Source organism: Pleurocapsa minor HA4230-MV1, from assembly GCA_019359095.1.
Classification (GTDB): Bacteria; Cyanobacteriota; Cyanobacteriia; order Cyanobacteriales; family Xenococcaceae; genus Waterburya; species Waterburya minor.
In genome coordinates this window covers 208912-223966 of the sequence record JAHHHZ010000025.1, presented here as the reverse complement: position 1 = coordinate 223966, position 15055 = coordinate 208912, and the positions used below count along the sequence as shown (strand labels likewise).

Here is a 15055-nt window from a genome sequence, read left to right as displayed (position 1 = left end):
TTGATTGTTGCTAATTGAGAACTAAGGCTTCGGACAAGATTGTTGTCCACTTAGTCAGATCGGCTAAAGAGCGATCGCGATACTGACCATATCTTTCTTGCTTGTTCTTGACTTTAGTGGCTAAGGGAGGAATAATCCCAAAGTTAGGTGGCATAGGCTGGAAATGTTTAGGCGAGGCAGAGCTAATAAACTCAAACAATGCACCCATCATAGTGGTTTCAGGCATCGCTAGAGGTCGTTGTCCCAGCGCCAAGCGAGCTGCATTAGTTCCTGCTAACCAGCCCCCTGCCACTGCTGCGGTGTAGCCTTCTGTCCCCACTAGCTGTCCTGCTGCCAAAACATTTTGCTGATGTTTGAACTGTAAAGTAGGTTCTAGTAGCTGGGGTGAATTAATAAAGGTGTTGCGGTGCATCACTCCCATCCGCACAAATTCTGCCTGCTCTAACCCTGGGATCAGACGGAAAACTCGCTTTTGCTCTGACCAACGTAAATTAGTTTGGAAACCTACCATATTCCACAGTTGACCCGCCTTGTCTTCCTGTCGCAGCTGCACCACTGCATAAGGACGCTTACCACGGTTGTCGGGATCGCGAAAATCGCCTAAACGAGCATCAAATAACCCCACAGGTTTTAAAGGGCCATAGCGCATGGTGTCTTCCCCCCGTTGAGCTAATTCTTCAATCGGCAAACAGCCTTCAAAAAACTTGGCGCTTTCTCGTTCAAAATCTTTTAATTCTACCTGTTCTGCTTGGCATAGCTCTTGTTGAAACTGGAGATACTGCTCCTTATTCAGCGGACAGTTAAGATAAGCTGCTTCTCCCTTGTCATAGCGGGATGCCAAAAAAGCCCGTTCTCTGTCGATTGACTCCCCGACGATAATGGGACTGGCAGCATCAAAAAAGCTCATATACTCCATGCCTGTAAATTGCTGGAGATTTTGGGCTAGGCTCGGACTGGTTAGAGGGCCTGTAGTTAGAACCACAATACCCTCTTGGGGAATCTCGGTAATCTCGGTTCGCTTAAATTCCACCAGGGGATGACTGGCTAAAGCGCGAGTTAATTCACTGCTAAATACGGCGCGATCTACTGCTAATGCTCCTCCTGCGGGAACAGCATGGCGATCCGCCATGGCAATTACCTGAGAACCCAAACGGCGTAATTCTTCATGGAGTAAGCCTGCTGCGCGATCGCTATTTTTCGCCCCAAAAGAGTTGCTACAAACTAACTCTGCCAGTTCTTCAGTATGGTGAGCAGGCGAGGTTCTCATCGGGCGCATTTCGTAAAGAGTTACTGCTACCCCTGCTTGAGCAATCTGCCAGGCTGCTTCTGTTCCTGCTAGACCACCTCCAATTACGGTTACTTTACTTTGACTCATATCTCTTTATTCCGCTCAGCTAAAATCTTGGAAAAGTCGATTGAGTTAATCATACAAAGAAATTAAACTATTGCTGAATATACCAATAATCCTTTAACAACTGGTTGTTGGCACATCACTGTAAAAAATCAAAATAATTATCTCAGTGTTTTCACGGAAGACGAAAATAGATAGTAGATCTATCTTATAAGCGCGTTAAATTTCTTGCTAAGATATCGCAACGTTGATTATAGAACTGTGATTTTAGCAATATCGGTTAAGTCGTAAATTAAACCGTGTATTAGCAGCCACTAATACACGGTTTTTTTCAATTTTCTCTTCCCTTGGCAATGGTGATGAGGAAGATTATATTTTTTTATATTTTTTAAAAGCCCATTACTTCAGCTACTTTGGCAAGATCGTTAGGAATACCTTGCTTAAGTTCGTTGAAACTATGTTCTACTGCACTACTAGGATCTTTAAGACCATTCCCCGTCAGCACACAGACCACGGTAGCATCATTAGGGACACGATCTTTGACCTTCAGTAACCCAGCTACGGATGCAGCACTAGCAGGTTCACAAAATATTCCTTCTTCTGATGCCAAAATGCGATAGGCAGCTAAAATTTCTTCGTCGGTTACGGAATTAAACTCCCCTCCACTAGCTTCTTGGACGGCGATCGCTTTTGACCAGTTAGCAGGATTACCAATTCTAATTGCCGTAGCTAGAGTTTCAGGCTTGTCAACTTTTGTTCCAGAAACGAAAGGAGCAGCGCCAGCAGCCTGGAAGCCCATCATTTTGGGTAAACTAGAACATTTACCCGCGGTGCGATATTCACAAAAACCCATCCAGTAAGCGCTGATATTACCAGCGTTGCCTACAGGAATACAAAGCCAGTCTGGAGCATTCCCCAACACGTCTACTACTTCAAAAGCTGCGGTTTTTTGTCCCTGAAGACGATAAGGATTGACTGAATTGACCAAGGTGACAGGATATCTTTCGGCCATTTCGCGCACGATATTTAGGGCATCATCAAAATTACCGTCGATGGCAATGACCTCTGCCCCATATAGTAGCGCCTGAGCTAGTTTACCCAAAGCCACGTAACCATCAGGAATAATCACGAAAGCCTTCATACCTGCTCGTCGAGCATAGGCAGCAGCAGCAGCGGAAGTATTGCCTGTACTGGCACAGATAACTGCTTTAGCTCCTTCCTCCTTAGCTTTAGAAATCGCCATCGTCATTCCCCGATCTTTAAAGCTCCCCGTGGGATTGAGACCGTCATACTTGGCATACACTTTGACTCCACGACCAAGCCGATTGGCGATCGCTGGCACGGGAATCAAAGGTGTATTACCTTCCAATAAGCTAATTACGGGAGTAGCAGCGCTAACGGGCAGATAGGAACGATAGGTTTCAATTAAACCCTGCCAGTTATTCGCCGTCTTGGCGATAGTGGGGTAAGACAAGTTGCTTGGAATACTCAGAGTCACGGGGGCTATGCTGGTTAATGTTTAGAAAGAGCTTCTGGCTTATTTAGCTTATTTAACAATTATTGCAGAAGATGCTTGCAGTTTTAAAATACCCTAATTTTGGATCTTTAACACACTTTAAAACTGCTCAGAGCTTAAGCAAGATCTACTGCTCGATAATCACTCCCGATCTTAACTTACCTTGAGGCTTAGTTCTTGGCATCGATTTAGATTTATTGTAATTAGTTTTATGCGCAGAACGACTACTTTTCTTGCCCTTGATTAGTGGCTTGCTGAAGCTATCAGTATCTTCGGGAACATCCCACTCTCCTTTCATCCAGTTAGGACAATCGCGGTCATAGACCATTTGGAGAGCCGCAGCAGCGATCGCCTGTGCATCATATTCACTACCCAGTTCTCTAACCAAAGGTAGGAAGGATGCCATTCTTTCTCCTGCTAGGGTTTCTTTAATTCTGCTATTGAGCTTACCAATGCGCTTGGCTTCTACCTGCGCCCGATTGGGAATCTGGACGGTTTCTAATGTAGCTCGCATACGACGTTCAATCTGTTTGATGGCACGTCGATCCCCAGCTTGAGCAATAGCCAGAGCTGTCCCTGTTTTACCTGCACGACCAGTACGACCAATACGGTGAATATAAGTTTCTGTGTTATCGGGTAAATCGTAGTTGATCACATGAGTTAGATCCTGAACATCCAAACCTCTGGCAGCAATGTCTGTTGCTACGACCATTTTTACCTTGCCCTCACGGAAGCGCTTAACTAGTCTTTCTCGCTGAATTTGGCTTAAATTACCATGATATTCATCAACGCTGTGACCTGCTTCTTGTAGTTTACTAGTTAGTTCACTAGCAGTCCGCTTGGTGCGCACAAAGATAATTGCCGAATCTGGTTCTTCAATTTCTAAAATGGGCTGCAATGCCTTAATTTTCTGCCAGCCACGGGGTACTAAATATACGCGCTGATCGATCCGCGTGGGAGCAGCTTCTTGTTGTTTAACCGTAATATAAACTGGGTCAGTCAAAAAGTTGTTGATTAGATCTTTAATTTCACGAGGCATGGTAGCCGATAAACAGGCAGTTTGTCTGGAATCGGGAGTTCGACGCAAAATTTTCTTGATATCATCAATAAAACCCATGCTTAACATTTCATCTGCTTCATCCAGAATTGCCAGCTTGAGCTGATCTAAAACTAGTTCGCGACGTTCTAGCAAGTCAATTACTCGCCCAGGAGTACCAACAACGATCTGGACTCCGCGACGCAATCTACTAATCTGTCTTTCGATCGATTGACCACCATAAACCGTCAGCGAAAAAACTCTTCTTTCTTTTGAAGAGAAATCGTTAATGGCTTCTCCAACCTGCTGCGCTAATTCTCTGGTAGGGGTTAAAATCAACGCCTGTACAGCTCTGTTATCAGCATCAACAAGTTCAAGAGCAGGTAGAGCAAAGGCTGCGGTTTTACCTGTCCCTGTCTGGGATTGACCGACAATATCTTTACCTTGAAGTAAAGCGGGTACTGCATCTTGTTGAATTTGTGTTGGATCGGTAAAACCCAACTCTTCTAGTTGTAATAAAGTGCTAGTGGATAATCCTAAATCTTTAAAAGTCGTCGTCATAAGTCTTGGTATTTCTACTTTAATGGTTTAATGGTTGGTAAAAAGTCGAGGCATGATCCAGAAATCAGATCATCATACAATCGACTTACTGTTTCTTGCTCTGCTGGAAAATAATCTACCTTAATACAATTGGAGGCATAAGGCAGTAGACTCTCATCAATAGCAATTAGGAAGCTGTGTAAGCTGCAACTGCTATTTCTCCGTAGAGGTCATAGACATCAGCAGCGGTAATATCTACTGAAACTATAGAACCGAGAGAAGCTGAACCACGCACGTACACTAAGCCGTCTACTTCTGGCGCGAAGCGTGCGGAGCGACCTACTAGCTGTCCTGTCTCAGGGTGTTCTTGCTCTAGCAAAACATCTACTCGTTGACCGACACAAGAACTGTTTTTAGCAGCAGCAATAGGTTGCTGTGTCTCCATCAGAATGTCTCGACGTTGAGCTGCAATTTCAGGCGCTACTTGATCTGCCATGTTGTAGGCGGGAGTCTCCTCTTCAGGGGAGAAGGTAAACACTCCAACGTGGTCAAACTGATGGCGTTCGACAAAATCTACTAAATGTTGAAAATGAGCCTCTGATTCTCCAGGAAACCCAACAATAAAGGTGGTACGTAGCACTGCTCCTGGAAGTTCTGCCTTAATTCGCTCAATAATGCCATCATTCACTCTTCCCTGCCAAGGTCGGTTCATCGCCCGCAAAATCTCAGGATGAGAATGCTGTAGAGGGAGATCGAGATAGGGCAAAACATTAGGTGTCTCTCTAATGGCAGCTAATACTTCGGGGGTGAGTCCCGTAGGATAAGCGTAGTGAATCCTGACCCAAGCTACATCAACCTTGCCTAACTCCTTAAGCAACTCGGCTAACATCGGCTTGCCATAAAGATCCACACCATAGTTGGTGGTGATCTGAGAAATTAAGACAATTTCTTGTACTCCTTGACTTGCCAAAGATTTTGCTTCGGCAACGATGGATTCAATCGATCGCGATCGCTGATTACCCCTTAGATGAGGAATAATACAGAAGGCACAGCGGTAGTCACAGCCTTCGGCGACTCTCAAATATGCTACTCCCTCTGTAGTAGTGCGGTAGCGCGGAACAGTTTCGTCAGCAATATACACGGGTTCAGGGGTCACTTCCTCAACCCTTTCTCCTGTTTGGGTGCGCTCAATAACATCCACAATTTTGTGGTAATCTCCACTGCCCACGACGGCTACAGCTTCTGGTAACTCGGCTAAAAGTTCCCCCTGAAAGTGCTGCGCCATACAGCCAGTAATGACTATTTTTTTGTCGGCTTCGGCTAATTCAACTAAAGTACGAACTGATTCTTCCCGCGCAGCCTGAATAAAGCTACAGGTATTGACAATTACATAATCGGCTAGCTCTTCGTTGGAGTCTACTTGATAGCCTGCTTGAGCTAGCAAGCCCAGCATATGCTCTGAATCTATACGGTTCTTTTCACATCCCAAGTGGGATATAGCTATGGTTGGCTTGTTTGCCATTCTTTATCCTAAATTTTCGAGACCTATCTCAAAGTTGGTGTAAGTTTACATTTTGGTCTAAATGGCAAAGCCATTTGACAAGGTTTCTCTCGACCACTGGTCAGACTTAATATCTTGGTTGAAGCGTTAACCCGATGGCTCTTGAGAGCTATATTAAAGATAGATTGGGCTTAGTTTTAGACCAAACTGTTGGCTTTTGCTTCCTAGTTTCGCGGTGGAGCATTAGCTAACCAGACAGTTCATCTGCCGCAAAACTATTTTGGATTCAAGACACCGCCTCTGACGGGTTCTGAACTTGAGACTATACATATCTAATCAGGATACGTAAATAACCTTTTCGTTAAAATATATTAACAGATAAATTCGACCCTGGGAACAAAACTTGAGAAAATACTGATTGAAATCGACAAAACGTTTTGAGTTTAATGTCAATTTGAGTATGTACAGTACCTAGCTTTGTCTGAGATAATAGTTAATTTTGAAGAGGAGCAAGCAGGCGTGACGGAATTAAAGTGGAATTAAAACATATTTTTCAAGTAGATAATCCAGTAATTGGTGTGGTTCATTTAGCTCCCCTACCTACCTCCCCCCGTTGGCAAGGCAAACTACATGAGGTAATTGCCAGAGCCGAACAAGAAGCTACAGCTTTAGCAGCAGGAGGGGTAGACGGAATTATCATCGAAAACTTTTTTGATGCTCCTTTTGCCAAGGATTGTGTGGATCCCGCTGTGGTTAGCGCCATGACCTTAATTGTCGATCGCCTTAAGGGGATGGTCATGTTACCCATTGGGATCAATGTTTTGCGTAATGATGCTCGTAGCGCCATGGCGATCGCTACCTGTACTCAGGTTCAGTTTATTCGAGTTAATGTTTTAACGGGAGTAATGGCAACAGATCAAGGGTTAATTGAAGGCAAAGCTTATGAAATACTCAGATATCGTCGTGAATTAGGCTCAGAAGTCGCAATTTTGGCAGATGTTCTGGTTAAACATGCGCGTCCTTTGGGAACACCAAATTTAACTACCGCTGTTAAAGATACGATTGAACGAGGTTTGGCAGATGGGGTGATTTTATCGGGATGGGCAACGGGTAGTCCACCAACCCAAGAAGATTTGGAATTAGCCTCCGCAGCAGCAGGAGATACCCCTGTATTTATTGGCAGTGGTGCAGACTGGACAAATATCTCGCAGTTAATGCAGGCAGCCGATGGGGTAATTGTCTCTAGCTCCCTCAAGCGCCAGGGCAAGATTAGCGAGACGATCGATCCGATTAGAGTATCTCAGTTTGTCGAAGCAGCTAGATCGACTCCCCCCAAGACCAAATTGCATTCAGAATCGAATGCTTCGGTTAAGCAGTGGCGTTAGCAAAAATTTAAGGCAAAAATTCAAAGCAAAATTAGAGGCAAATTTGACTCAAGCTATAATCTGAAAAAATGCCATATAACTGAGAGGATTTTAACTGACTACAGTAACTACTCAGCTTTTGATTAAGTAATGTTTTGCAAAAATGTTCTTATGGGTTGAGGATAATTGAGTACTTAAAATCTTCCTGTCAAAAACTACTAATTAATTTTTAAATTATGCGCCGTCGTCGTTCTCTACCTTGGATTTATCGTTGGTCAAGACCAATTATTGGTGCGATCGCGATCGCAGGAGCAATCCTCACTGCTTATCTTACTATTGCTAAACTTACTGGAGGAGGGCCAGTTTGCTCGGCTGAATCTGCTGGTGCTGGCTGTGGAGGAGTTTTAGACAGTGACTATGCAACGGTGTTTGGTTTACCTCTAAGTCTATTTGGCTGTCTAGCTTATATCAGCATGGCTGCTTTTGCCTTAATTCCTCTAGCTATTAATTCAGACACGCAAAAGAAACTCAAGCAGCAGGTGGAAAATGCTACTTGGTGGCTATTGTTGGCGGGGAGTATCGCGATGGCGGTATTTAGTGGCTACTTGATGTATATTTTGGCAACGGAATTAAAAACTGTTTGTCCCTACTGTATTGCCTCGGCGATGTTTGCTCTCAGCCTCTTGATTTTGACCCTTACTGGTCGCGATTGGGAAGATTTGGGTCAAATCTTGTTTACAGGAACAATTGTCGGCTTGTTAACGATTGTCGTGACGCTAGGCATCTATTCAGGAATTAATAACAATGCGATCGCTGATGAGGTAGTCGATCCTAGAGACGGTAAAATTGCCATTACTGAGCCGACAGGAAACTACACTGCGCCCTATGGTTGGAAAGTCACTTCAGTTTCTGGAGAAGCGGAAATTGAATTAGCCAAACATTTAACAGCTACAGGCGCTAAAAAGTATGGTGCTTATTGGTGTCCCCACTGCTTTGAACAGAAGCAATTATTTGGTGAAGAAGCATTTGACGAGATTAACTATATTGAGTGCGCTCCTGAAGGTAAAAATCCGCAACCAGATGTTTGTCGAGCAGCAAAAATTCAATCATTTCCTACCTGGGAAATTGACGGTAAGTTTTATCCAGGAATCAAAACTCCCGAAGAGTTAGCCGAAATGTCTAATTATCAGGGTAATAAAGACTTTAAGTACAAGCTTTAAAGAATCTTTTTACTCAAAAAAGCTATTAGCTATTAGCTATTAGCTTTTAGCTAGGGCAAAGCCCATTGATGACAAGTAAAAAAAAGTAGTCTTGCTCAACTACTACAGATATTATTTTTTATTTTACTCAACACCAAATATGGGCGGAGCTAGTGCTTTAGCACATTGTACCCTTGTCCTAAAGGATAAGCTTCGCAAATGGTATACCGCTACGCGACGCGAAGCTAGTCCTTTAGAGCATATAGGTATCGCTTCAAGGTAACTAAAGTTCTCAAAAATATCTCAAAAGCTAACAGCTAACAGCTAATAGCTAAAAACCAATTGACAAACAACGTAGTCTCTTAACTTGTCGCCAATGGCTATTAGCTAGGACAAAGCCTTTTACCTCTAGCTGATAGAATACAAACTTTGGTGTAATTCTCAGTCAAGACTAATCAATTTTGGTTGAGGTAGGGAGTAAAAGGCGATCGCATGAATAAACTGTTGGTGAGGCTATTTGGTTTAATTGTTGTGCTAATTTTGGGCGAAAATCCTCTTCTAGCTTTGCCACAGGAAAAGATTACTCAATCGGAGTTGGAACAAGCAGAAATTAGCTTAACTCCTTTAGGTGAACTTCTCCTATCTCAACCAACAGCAAGTCATTTAAGTCAGGGCGAAGTAATAATTAACCTTGATACTCGTAGCTTCTTTTTTCCCGATCTAGTTCGCGGAGCAGTTGATGATAGTGATAGTGCCGTCAACTTTAATACAGGCTTTACCTGGGGAATTAGCGATGAACTACAGTTAAGCCTCCAGTTTCAACATGTAGACAGTAGCTCACCAGTCAAACAGGGGGAATTTACGTCTGAGCGCACGGAAGATAATGAGGCAGCATTAGAGCTTAAACAGCGTATTTGGCAAAATCAGTCGGGTAATCGCTCATTGAGTGGAGTAGTGGCAGCTTCTTGGGGTACTAGGGGCTTTATGTTCACCCAAGCTGGAACGATGACAGAAATTAATAACCGAGATGTATTTGTCTCTCTGGCTGTTCCCTTCACTGCTGATGTGGGCGATCGCTGGCAATTTAGTTTTACCCCTACTGTGGCATTCTTTAAAGATGAGAGTGCCGTTTTTTTTCGTCGTCTGCCTAATGATGAAGATAGTAGCTTCGGAACTGTTGTGGGCTTGGGTGCTGGTGTTACTTATCAAGTTAGCTCCCAACTCTCCTTAGTCAGTGATGTCTTTTTACCTCTGACGGGAAACAATAGTATTAATCGTAATTCTGGTGAACCAGATCGGGCGATCGCTTATAATGCGGGCTTACGTTATCTGGCTAATCCTCAATTAGCTTTAGATCTTTATGCTACTAATACTTTTGCTAGTTTTGCGCCGTTATCTTTAACTGGCGATCGCGATTTTTTAGGCGTGGGCGCTAATGTGAGATTTATGCCCGATGCTTTGCCTGCTAATCGTAGGTACAGTGAGCTAGCTAATCCAAAAAATAAACCAGAATTTACTACTGACGGGGTAGCTTTTTTTGATGGGGGAACTCTGCCTAGTAGAAAATTAGCTTTGAACTTACAAGCAGGTAGTCAAGGGATATTAACCGCAGTGCGTTACGGTTTGCTCAGGGATTTTGAGGGGGTAATTTTTCTCGATTATGTGTCTGGGGAAGTGGATGAGTCGGAACAGGGGATCGGCGCTAAAGTGAGGTTGCTCAATCAGCAGGAAAATTCCCCCATAACTCTCAGTGCTGCTGGTACTGTAAGTTTAACCAACGAACCCTTTATTAATTTTGTCAATAATGATGCAGATGCTTTTGCCGATCGCAATTTAGATAAGACAGTGCCGATTTTTACTCCTGGGGGAGATGATGGCAGCAACGGAAAACTCTTAATTTTAACTGCTAGCTTGCCCATCCATTACAAAATCAATGCCAACGCAGCAGTTTGGTTCACCCCGATTTTGGGTTACGCCCAACGACAAGGATTAGAAATTGGTGGTTTTAATTTAGGTGGAGCGATCGCTATCACGCCAGAAGTAAGCTTAACCGCAGAAGTTGGGGCTAATTTAGTTGGTGAAGGGAATAGCTTTAATGATGGACGATTAGCCGATAAAATTCCTTGGACAACAGGAGTTCGCTGGCAGCCATCATTTTTGGTAGGTAAACAACCGACAACAGACAATAGCAATCCTTATTTAGAACTATATCTAACTAATCGCGTGGGTTCTTCTACTTGGCATCAGTTAAGAGTCAGAGAAGATAATAGTCTTGGTGTTGGCGTTGGTTTGTTCTTGCCGTTTTCAATCTAACTTTGACAACTTTTTTAGCTATTAGCTGTTAGCTATTGGCTTTTAGCTTTTATATTACAATATTTTAACAGTACGTATATCACGAGCTGGGCGGGAGACCCACTCAAACGTGTCCTCAACTACGCATCTAAATCCAAGATTTCACCCAGTTAAAAGTTTGGCAAAAAGCACATAACTTCACTGTCAACTTATACAAGATAACTCAAGACTTTCCGACAGAAGAAAAATTTGGTCTAACTAATCAAATTAGACGAGCATCTGTGTCAATTGAATCAAACATTAGCGAAGGATGCGGGCGTAATGGGGATAAAGAATTTAGTCGTTTTTTAGATATAGCTCAAGGTAGCGCTTATGAGGTCAAATGTCAAATATTAATTGCTAGAGATTTAGGTTATTTAGATCATAATAAATCTCAATTATTAACAGACAAGATCAATGAAATTTCTAGGATGATAAATGCTTTAAATCAAAAGCTAAGAGCTAAGAGCTAAGAGCTAAAAGCTAAAAGCTAAAAGCTAGCATCATCAATCCCTTTAAAAATGCGATAAAATTTAAGTAATTTCACTTATGTCGATAACCGTACAGAGACGGTCAAAAAACTTAATCACAATTGAAATATTACTAAAAGCTTGTATTGAAATGACTAGCAAACAGTTGTTAATTATTGACGACAACGAAGATAACAGAATACTAGTTAAGCTTGCTCTGGAGATGAATCAAGACTGGTCAATTTCAACTGCGATCGATGGAATAGAAGGTATTACTAAAGCAGAACTTGAAAGACCAGATGTAATTCTTTTAGATTTGCTCATGCCTGGCTTAGATGGACTGACTGTTTATGAAGTCTTAAAGTCTAATTTATTCACCTGTACAATCCCCATCATTTTCATGACAGCTTTTACTCAAGAAAAGATGCTTTGTGAGTTAGAAAAAACTTTAGCTGAAGGAGTAATTACTAAGCCTTTTGATGTTGTTAATCTAGATTCGCAAATAGCAAAAATTTGTGAATGGGAGTCTAGTTAATCATTACGTTTAAGGTGATGAAAAATTATGAAAATTATGGAGGTTTTCCGTTGACTTATGATCAATCCCGCTCGGCAAATCGTCTTTTAAAAGCTTTGCCAGAAGAGGAATATAGTCGCCTAGAGCCTCACTTAATTTCTATATCTCTTCCTGTGGGAACTGTTTTTTACGAAGCTTCAGAAAAGATCGAAACCGTTTACTTTCCCAAATCTGCGTTAATCTCTTTGGTTAACACTTTAAGTACTGGTACAACTACGGAAATTGGGATCGTTGGCGGTACGGGAATGGTTGGTCTTCCAGTTATTTTGGGAAATGGCTACAGTAGTCAACGGGCAATTGTTCAATTAGTTGGCAGCGCTCTTAAAATTTCGGCTTTGGTTTTAAAACAGGAGTTTGACCGAGGAGGAAAGTTGCAAAAAATATTATTGGAATACGCTCAAACCAGACTAAACGAAGTTGCTCAACTAGCAGTTTGCAACCGTCATCATACAATTGAAGAGCGTTTAGCTCGTTGGCTGCTGACAGTTCAGGATTTAACCCAATTTGAAGAGCTGCCTCTGACTCAGGAATTTATTGGTCAGATGCTGGGATGCCGTCGTTCAGGAGTAACCATCGCCGCCAGTACACTTCAAGGAGCGGGATTAATTAGTTATGCCCGAGGCAAAATTCATATTCTAAATCGGCCAGCTTTAGAGGAGACTTCCTGTGAATGTTATCAGATTTTCCACAATAATTTTTATCGCCAATAATCGCAGATTTATAATGCAGATTAGATTATTTCAACCTGAAGATACACCACAAATTGCCCAGCTATTTCACAATACAGTGAGAAAAGTCAATATTCAGGATTATTCGGCGGAACAGATTATCGCTTGGTCGCCTGATGATATTTATTTTAGAGATTGGCTGGCAATATGTTCGAGTAATTTTACTTATGTTGCCTTAGAAAACGACAAAATTCTCGGCTTTGGTGAATTAGAATCAAACGGTCATATTGATTGTTTTTATATTCACGATCGACATCAGCGTCAAGGAATTGGTAGCAAGATCTATCAAGCTATAGAAATTAAAGCTATGCAATTAGGTTTGACTCGCTTATTTACTGAAGCTAGTATTACTGCCAAACCTTTTTTTATTAGTCGCGGATTTGAAATCATTAATCCTCAAGAAGTGTCTTGCCGAGGACAAATTTTTATCAATTATTTAATGGACAAGAATATTTATGGCTGAGTAGTATTTGCCTGTTCTAAAATCGTCACAAAATGCTGAACAACTTACTCTAGGACTTACTGAGCCAATTCTGAAGATCGTCAAGAGATTGAAAATCGAGTAAATCCTCTGTCAAAGAATCTAACTGGATTGGTTCTAAAGACTTGATGCGATCGGCGATCGCCTCTGGGAGATTCCCTAGTTTACGATTGAGTAAACGCAGAGTAATAGCAAGCTTTTCTTCAATTCGTCCTTCTTCTTTCCAAGATGTAGTAATCTGCATAATCTGTTCCTGTTCCCTTGTTTCCATTGTACCTAACTCAGATTGAAATAACGCCTCCTCATTAGAGTTAAGACGGAGATAGGTATCGACAAAGCCTGAAATCAACTGCATCTTGGCAGGGTCAAGTTTGAGAGTAACCAGAAGGCGAAGACATTGAGCTTTGACCGTCGGGCGATCTTGTTTATCAATTTTCATCTTCGCCATCAGCGCAGCAGCAACAGGATTCTTCTGCTGTAAAAAATTACGCCAATCCAGACGATTAAGCTGCACTATTTCATAGTCAAACTTTAAAATCTGTTTATCTGGAAAGTCAATCACAAAGTTACTTTTGTCTAGCCTTTGCGGAGAATCATAAGAAAAAACAACAATCGGATAAATGGGGCGATCGTATTTAAGGAAGAGGCTACAAAAATATCTAAACATTCGGCGATTAAATTTGGGAGCGTTAGAAGCTTGATTTTCAACATGAATCAAAAACGAGTAATCCTGTTCTTGAAACTTAGCCAGAGCAACGATATCCACGATCTTCTTTTCACCGCCAACTACATCAGTAAAAATTTCCTTATCTACAAACTGAATTGAATCAGTGTCCAGATATTCAAGAACTGAGGGAAACAAAAGCTCCAGAAATTCAACGAAAAAAGTAGTTAAAAGCTCTTTAAATAATTGGTCGTGGTTGATATTAGCCATTAATACAGTGTATCGGATAAGCTTTCTGTTACTACCTTTTCTAAGGCTGAGTAGTATTTGCCTGTTCTAAAACTGAAAGTTCTGCTTTTAAACTAGAGATTTTATCCATAATTTCTCGCTGTCTGGGCAGATCTCTAACATAAACTAAGACGCTAGACCAAGCTCTAATTTGTGCTTGTTTAAGATCTATTTCATCGGTATCTTTTAAAGCCAATTCCAAATCTTGAATAGTTAAACCATCTGGTCGCTTTGTATTAGTTAAAGACTGCCATTTGGCTGCCATTTTATAAGACTCGATCGCCGCTTTTTTATCTCCCATAAATAATAATTCATCTAATCCTTTGGAAGTCCAGAGAAATGCAGCATCAGGAGATTCTGGATCTACAGATTTTAATAAATCTTCCATCAAAGCGATCGTCTTGTCTGGATACCCTGCATACATCGAGTTGGCGATCGCCAGATTGAGGTAAGCTGTAGTAAAGCGAGGGTCAATCTTAGTAATAGTTTCAAAGTATTTAGGAACTAATTTGTAACCAATAGTTTCTCTGGCATTTGCATCACCAAAATATTGAACAAAGTCTAAATAGATCCAATCAGCCTTAAGATTATCAAAGCCAAGGTGAGATGTTTGTTTCTGCCAATCGACTAGTTTTGCTTGCTCTTGTTCTTGTGCTAGATAATCAGTATTGTTGAGTTTTGCTACTGATTTTTTATATTCTTGACTTTGTAAAATTACAATTCCTACCAGAGCGATAAAAGGAGAAATACTAGATAAAATTTTGCTTATTTTTCCTTGTATTGCAGCAAGCATATTAATTCAATAGATAACAAATAATTATTTCTCAGTATTCTTTCTTACGAGAATATACTTATATTATCATTGTCTTTGATCGTGACAATAATTGCTAAATTATTTGAAATATGCTCAAGATTTGAGTAAAGTATTGATTTTATTAGGATTGATTATGTTTATAAATTTTAGGAGAGTAAAAAGTTAACCATGGAGTTTATCAAAACTTTATTTATTGTT

Annotated in this window: 13 protein-coding genes; 7 read left to right on the top strand and 6 right to left on the bottom strand. The window is 41.4% G+C overall.

The window, feature by feature from the left end; translation table 11 throughout:
- Positions 1 to 10 precede the first annotated feature (10 nt).
- The 4 genes from trmFO to rimO all read right to left on the bottom strand — a co-directional run bounded on the left by trmFO (position 11) and on the right by rimO (position 5965).
- Positions 11 to 1375 (bottom strand): FADH(2)-oxidizing methylenetetrahydrofolate--tRNA-(uracil(54)-C(5))-methyltransferase TrmFO, encoded by a 1365-nt coding sequence (gene trmFO, locus KME09_17690; protein ID MBW4535774.1) that lies wholly within the window; start codon positions 1373 to 1375, stop codon positions 11 to 13.
- A 364-nt stretch (positions 1376 to 1739) separates the two neighbouring features.
- Complete coding sequence (locus KME09_17685; GenBank protein ID MBW4535773.1) at positions 1740 to 2849, bottom strand: threonine synthase; 1110 nt, start codon at positions 2847 to 2849, stop codon at positions 1740 to 1742.
- 145 nt (positions 2850 to 2994) lie between these two features.
- On the bottom strand, positions 2995 to 4464 hold the full coding sequence (locus KME09_17680; GenBank protein ID MBW4535772.1) for a DEAD/DEAH box helicase: 1470 nt from the start codon (positions 4462 to 4464) through the stop codon (positions 2995 to 2997).
- 166 nt (positions 4465 to 4630) lie between these two features.
- Positions 4631 to 5965, bottom strand: coding sequence for a 30S ribosomal protein S12 methylthiotransferase RimO (rimO, locus tag KME09_17675; protein MBW4535771.1), 1335 nt, complete (start codon positions 5963 to 5965; stop codon positions 4631 to 4633).
- Positions 5966 to 6477: 512 nt separating this feature from the next.
- Between rimO and KME09_17670 the strand changes: the two genes are divergently transcribed.
- The 7 genes from KME09_17670 (at position 6478) to KME09_17640 (ending at position 13073) form a co-directional block, all read left to right on the top strand.
- The gene (locus KME09_17670) at positions 6478 to 7329 is read left to right on the top strand and encodes a BtpA/SgcQ family protein (GenBank protein MBW4535770.1); all 852 of its coding nucleotides are present in this window, start codon (positions 6478 to 6480) and stop codon (positions 7327 to 7329) included.
- A gap of 215 nt (positions 7330 to 7544) precedes the next feature.
- Positions 7545 to 8528 (top strand): vitamin K epoxide reductase family protein, encoded by a 984-nt coding sequence (locus KME09_17665; protein MBW4535769.1) that lies wholly within the window; start codon positions 7545 to 7547, stop codon positions 8526 to 8528.
- 471 nt (positions 8529 to 8999) lie between these two features.
- On the top strand, positions 9000 to 10820 hold the full coding sequence (locus KME09_17660; protein MBW4535768.1) for a hypothetical protein: 1821 nt from the start codon (positions 9000 to 9002) through the stop codon (positions 10818 to 10820).
- Positions 10821 to 10951: 131 nt separating this feature from the next.
- On the top strand, positions 10952 to 11311 hold the full coding sequence (locus tag KME09_17655) for a four helix bundle protein (GenBank protein ID MBW4535767.1): 360 nt from the start codon (positions 10952 to 10954) through the stop codon (positions 11309 to 11311).
- Positions 11312 to 11459: 148 nt separating this feature from the next.
- A complete protein-coding gene (locus KME09_17650) occupies positions 11460 to 11843 on the top strand; it encodes a response regulator (GenBank protein MBW4535766.1) in 384 nt (127 codons plus the stop codon).
- Between the two features lie 17 nt (positions 11844 to 11860).
- Positions 11861 to 12592 carry a Crp/Fnr family transcriptional regulator gene (locus KME09_17645; GenBank protein MBW4535765.1) on the top strand — a complete coding sequence of 244 codons (732 nt, stop codon included), beginning with the start codon at positions 11861 to 11863 and terminating at the stop codon, positions 12590 to 12592.
- A gap of 13 nt (positions 12593 to 12605) precedes the next feature.
- Complete coding sequence (locus tag KME09_17640) at positions 12606 to 13073, top strand: GNAT family N-acetyltransferase (GenBank protein ID MBW4535764.1); 468 nt, start codon at positions 12606 to 12608, stop codon at positions 13071 to 13073.
- Positions 13074 to 13122: 49 nt separating this feature from the next.
- Here the strand turns inward: KME09_17640 and KME09_17635 are convergent, their stop codons facing one another.
- The gene (locus tag KME09_17635; protein ID MBW4535763.1) at positions 13123 to 14025 is read right to left on the bottom strand and encodes a DUF4351 domain-containing protein; all 903 of its coding nucleotides are present in this window, start codon (positions 14023 to 14025) and stop codon (positions 13123 to 13125) included.
- A 40-nt stretch (positions 14026 to 14065) separates the two neighbouring features.
- On the bottom strand, positions 14066 to 14836 hold the full coding sequence (locus KME09_17630; GenBank protein MBW4535762.1) for a hypothetical protein: 771 nt from the start codon (positions 14834 to 14836) through the stop codon (positions 14066 to 14068).
- Positions 14837 to 15055: the final 219 nt, after the last annotated feature.

Excerpts from the sequence above, each read along its gene's own strand:
- trmFO (MBW4535774.1), bottom strand. The coding sequence starts at position 1,375 with ATGAGTCAAAGTAAAGTAACCGTAATTGGAGGTGGTCTAGCAGGAACA.
- KME09_17680 (MBW4535772.1), bottom strand. The coding sequence starts at position 4,464 with ATGACGACGACTTTTAAAGATTTAGGATTATCCACTAGCACTTTATTA.
- rimO (MBW4535771.1), bottom strand. The coding sequence starts at position 5,965 with ATGGCAAACAAGCCAACCATAGCTATATCCCACTTGGGATGTGAAAAG.
- KME09_17665 (MBW4535769.1), top strand. The coding sequence starts at position 7,545 with ATGCGCCGTCGTCGTTCTCTACCTTGGATTTATCGTTGGTCAAGACCA.
- KME09_17660 (MBW4535768.1), top strand. The coding sequence starts at position 9,000 with ATGAATAAACTGTTGGTGAGGCTATTTGGTTTAATTGTTGTGCTAATT.
- KME09_17650 (MBW4535766.1), top strand. The coding sequence starts at position 11,460 with ATGACTAGCAAACAGTTGTTAATTATTGACGACAACGAAGATAACAGA.
- KME09_17645 (MBW4535765.1), top strand. The coding sequence starts at position 11,861 with ATGAAAAATTATGAAAATTATGGAGGTTTTCCGTTGACTTATGATCAA.
- KME09_17640 (MBW4535764.1), top strand. The coding sequence starts at position 12,606 with ATGCAGATTAGATTATTTCAACCTGAAGATACACCACAAATTGCCCAG.
- KME09_17635 (MBW4535763.1), bottom strand. The coding sequence starts at position 14,025 with ATGGCTAATATCAACCACGACCAATTATTTAAAGAGCTTTTAACTACT.
- KME09_17630 (MBW4535762.1), bottom strand. The coding sequence starts at position 14,836 with ATGCTTGCTGCAATACAAGGAAAAATAAGCAAAATTTTATCTAGTATT.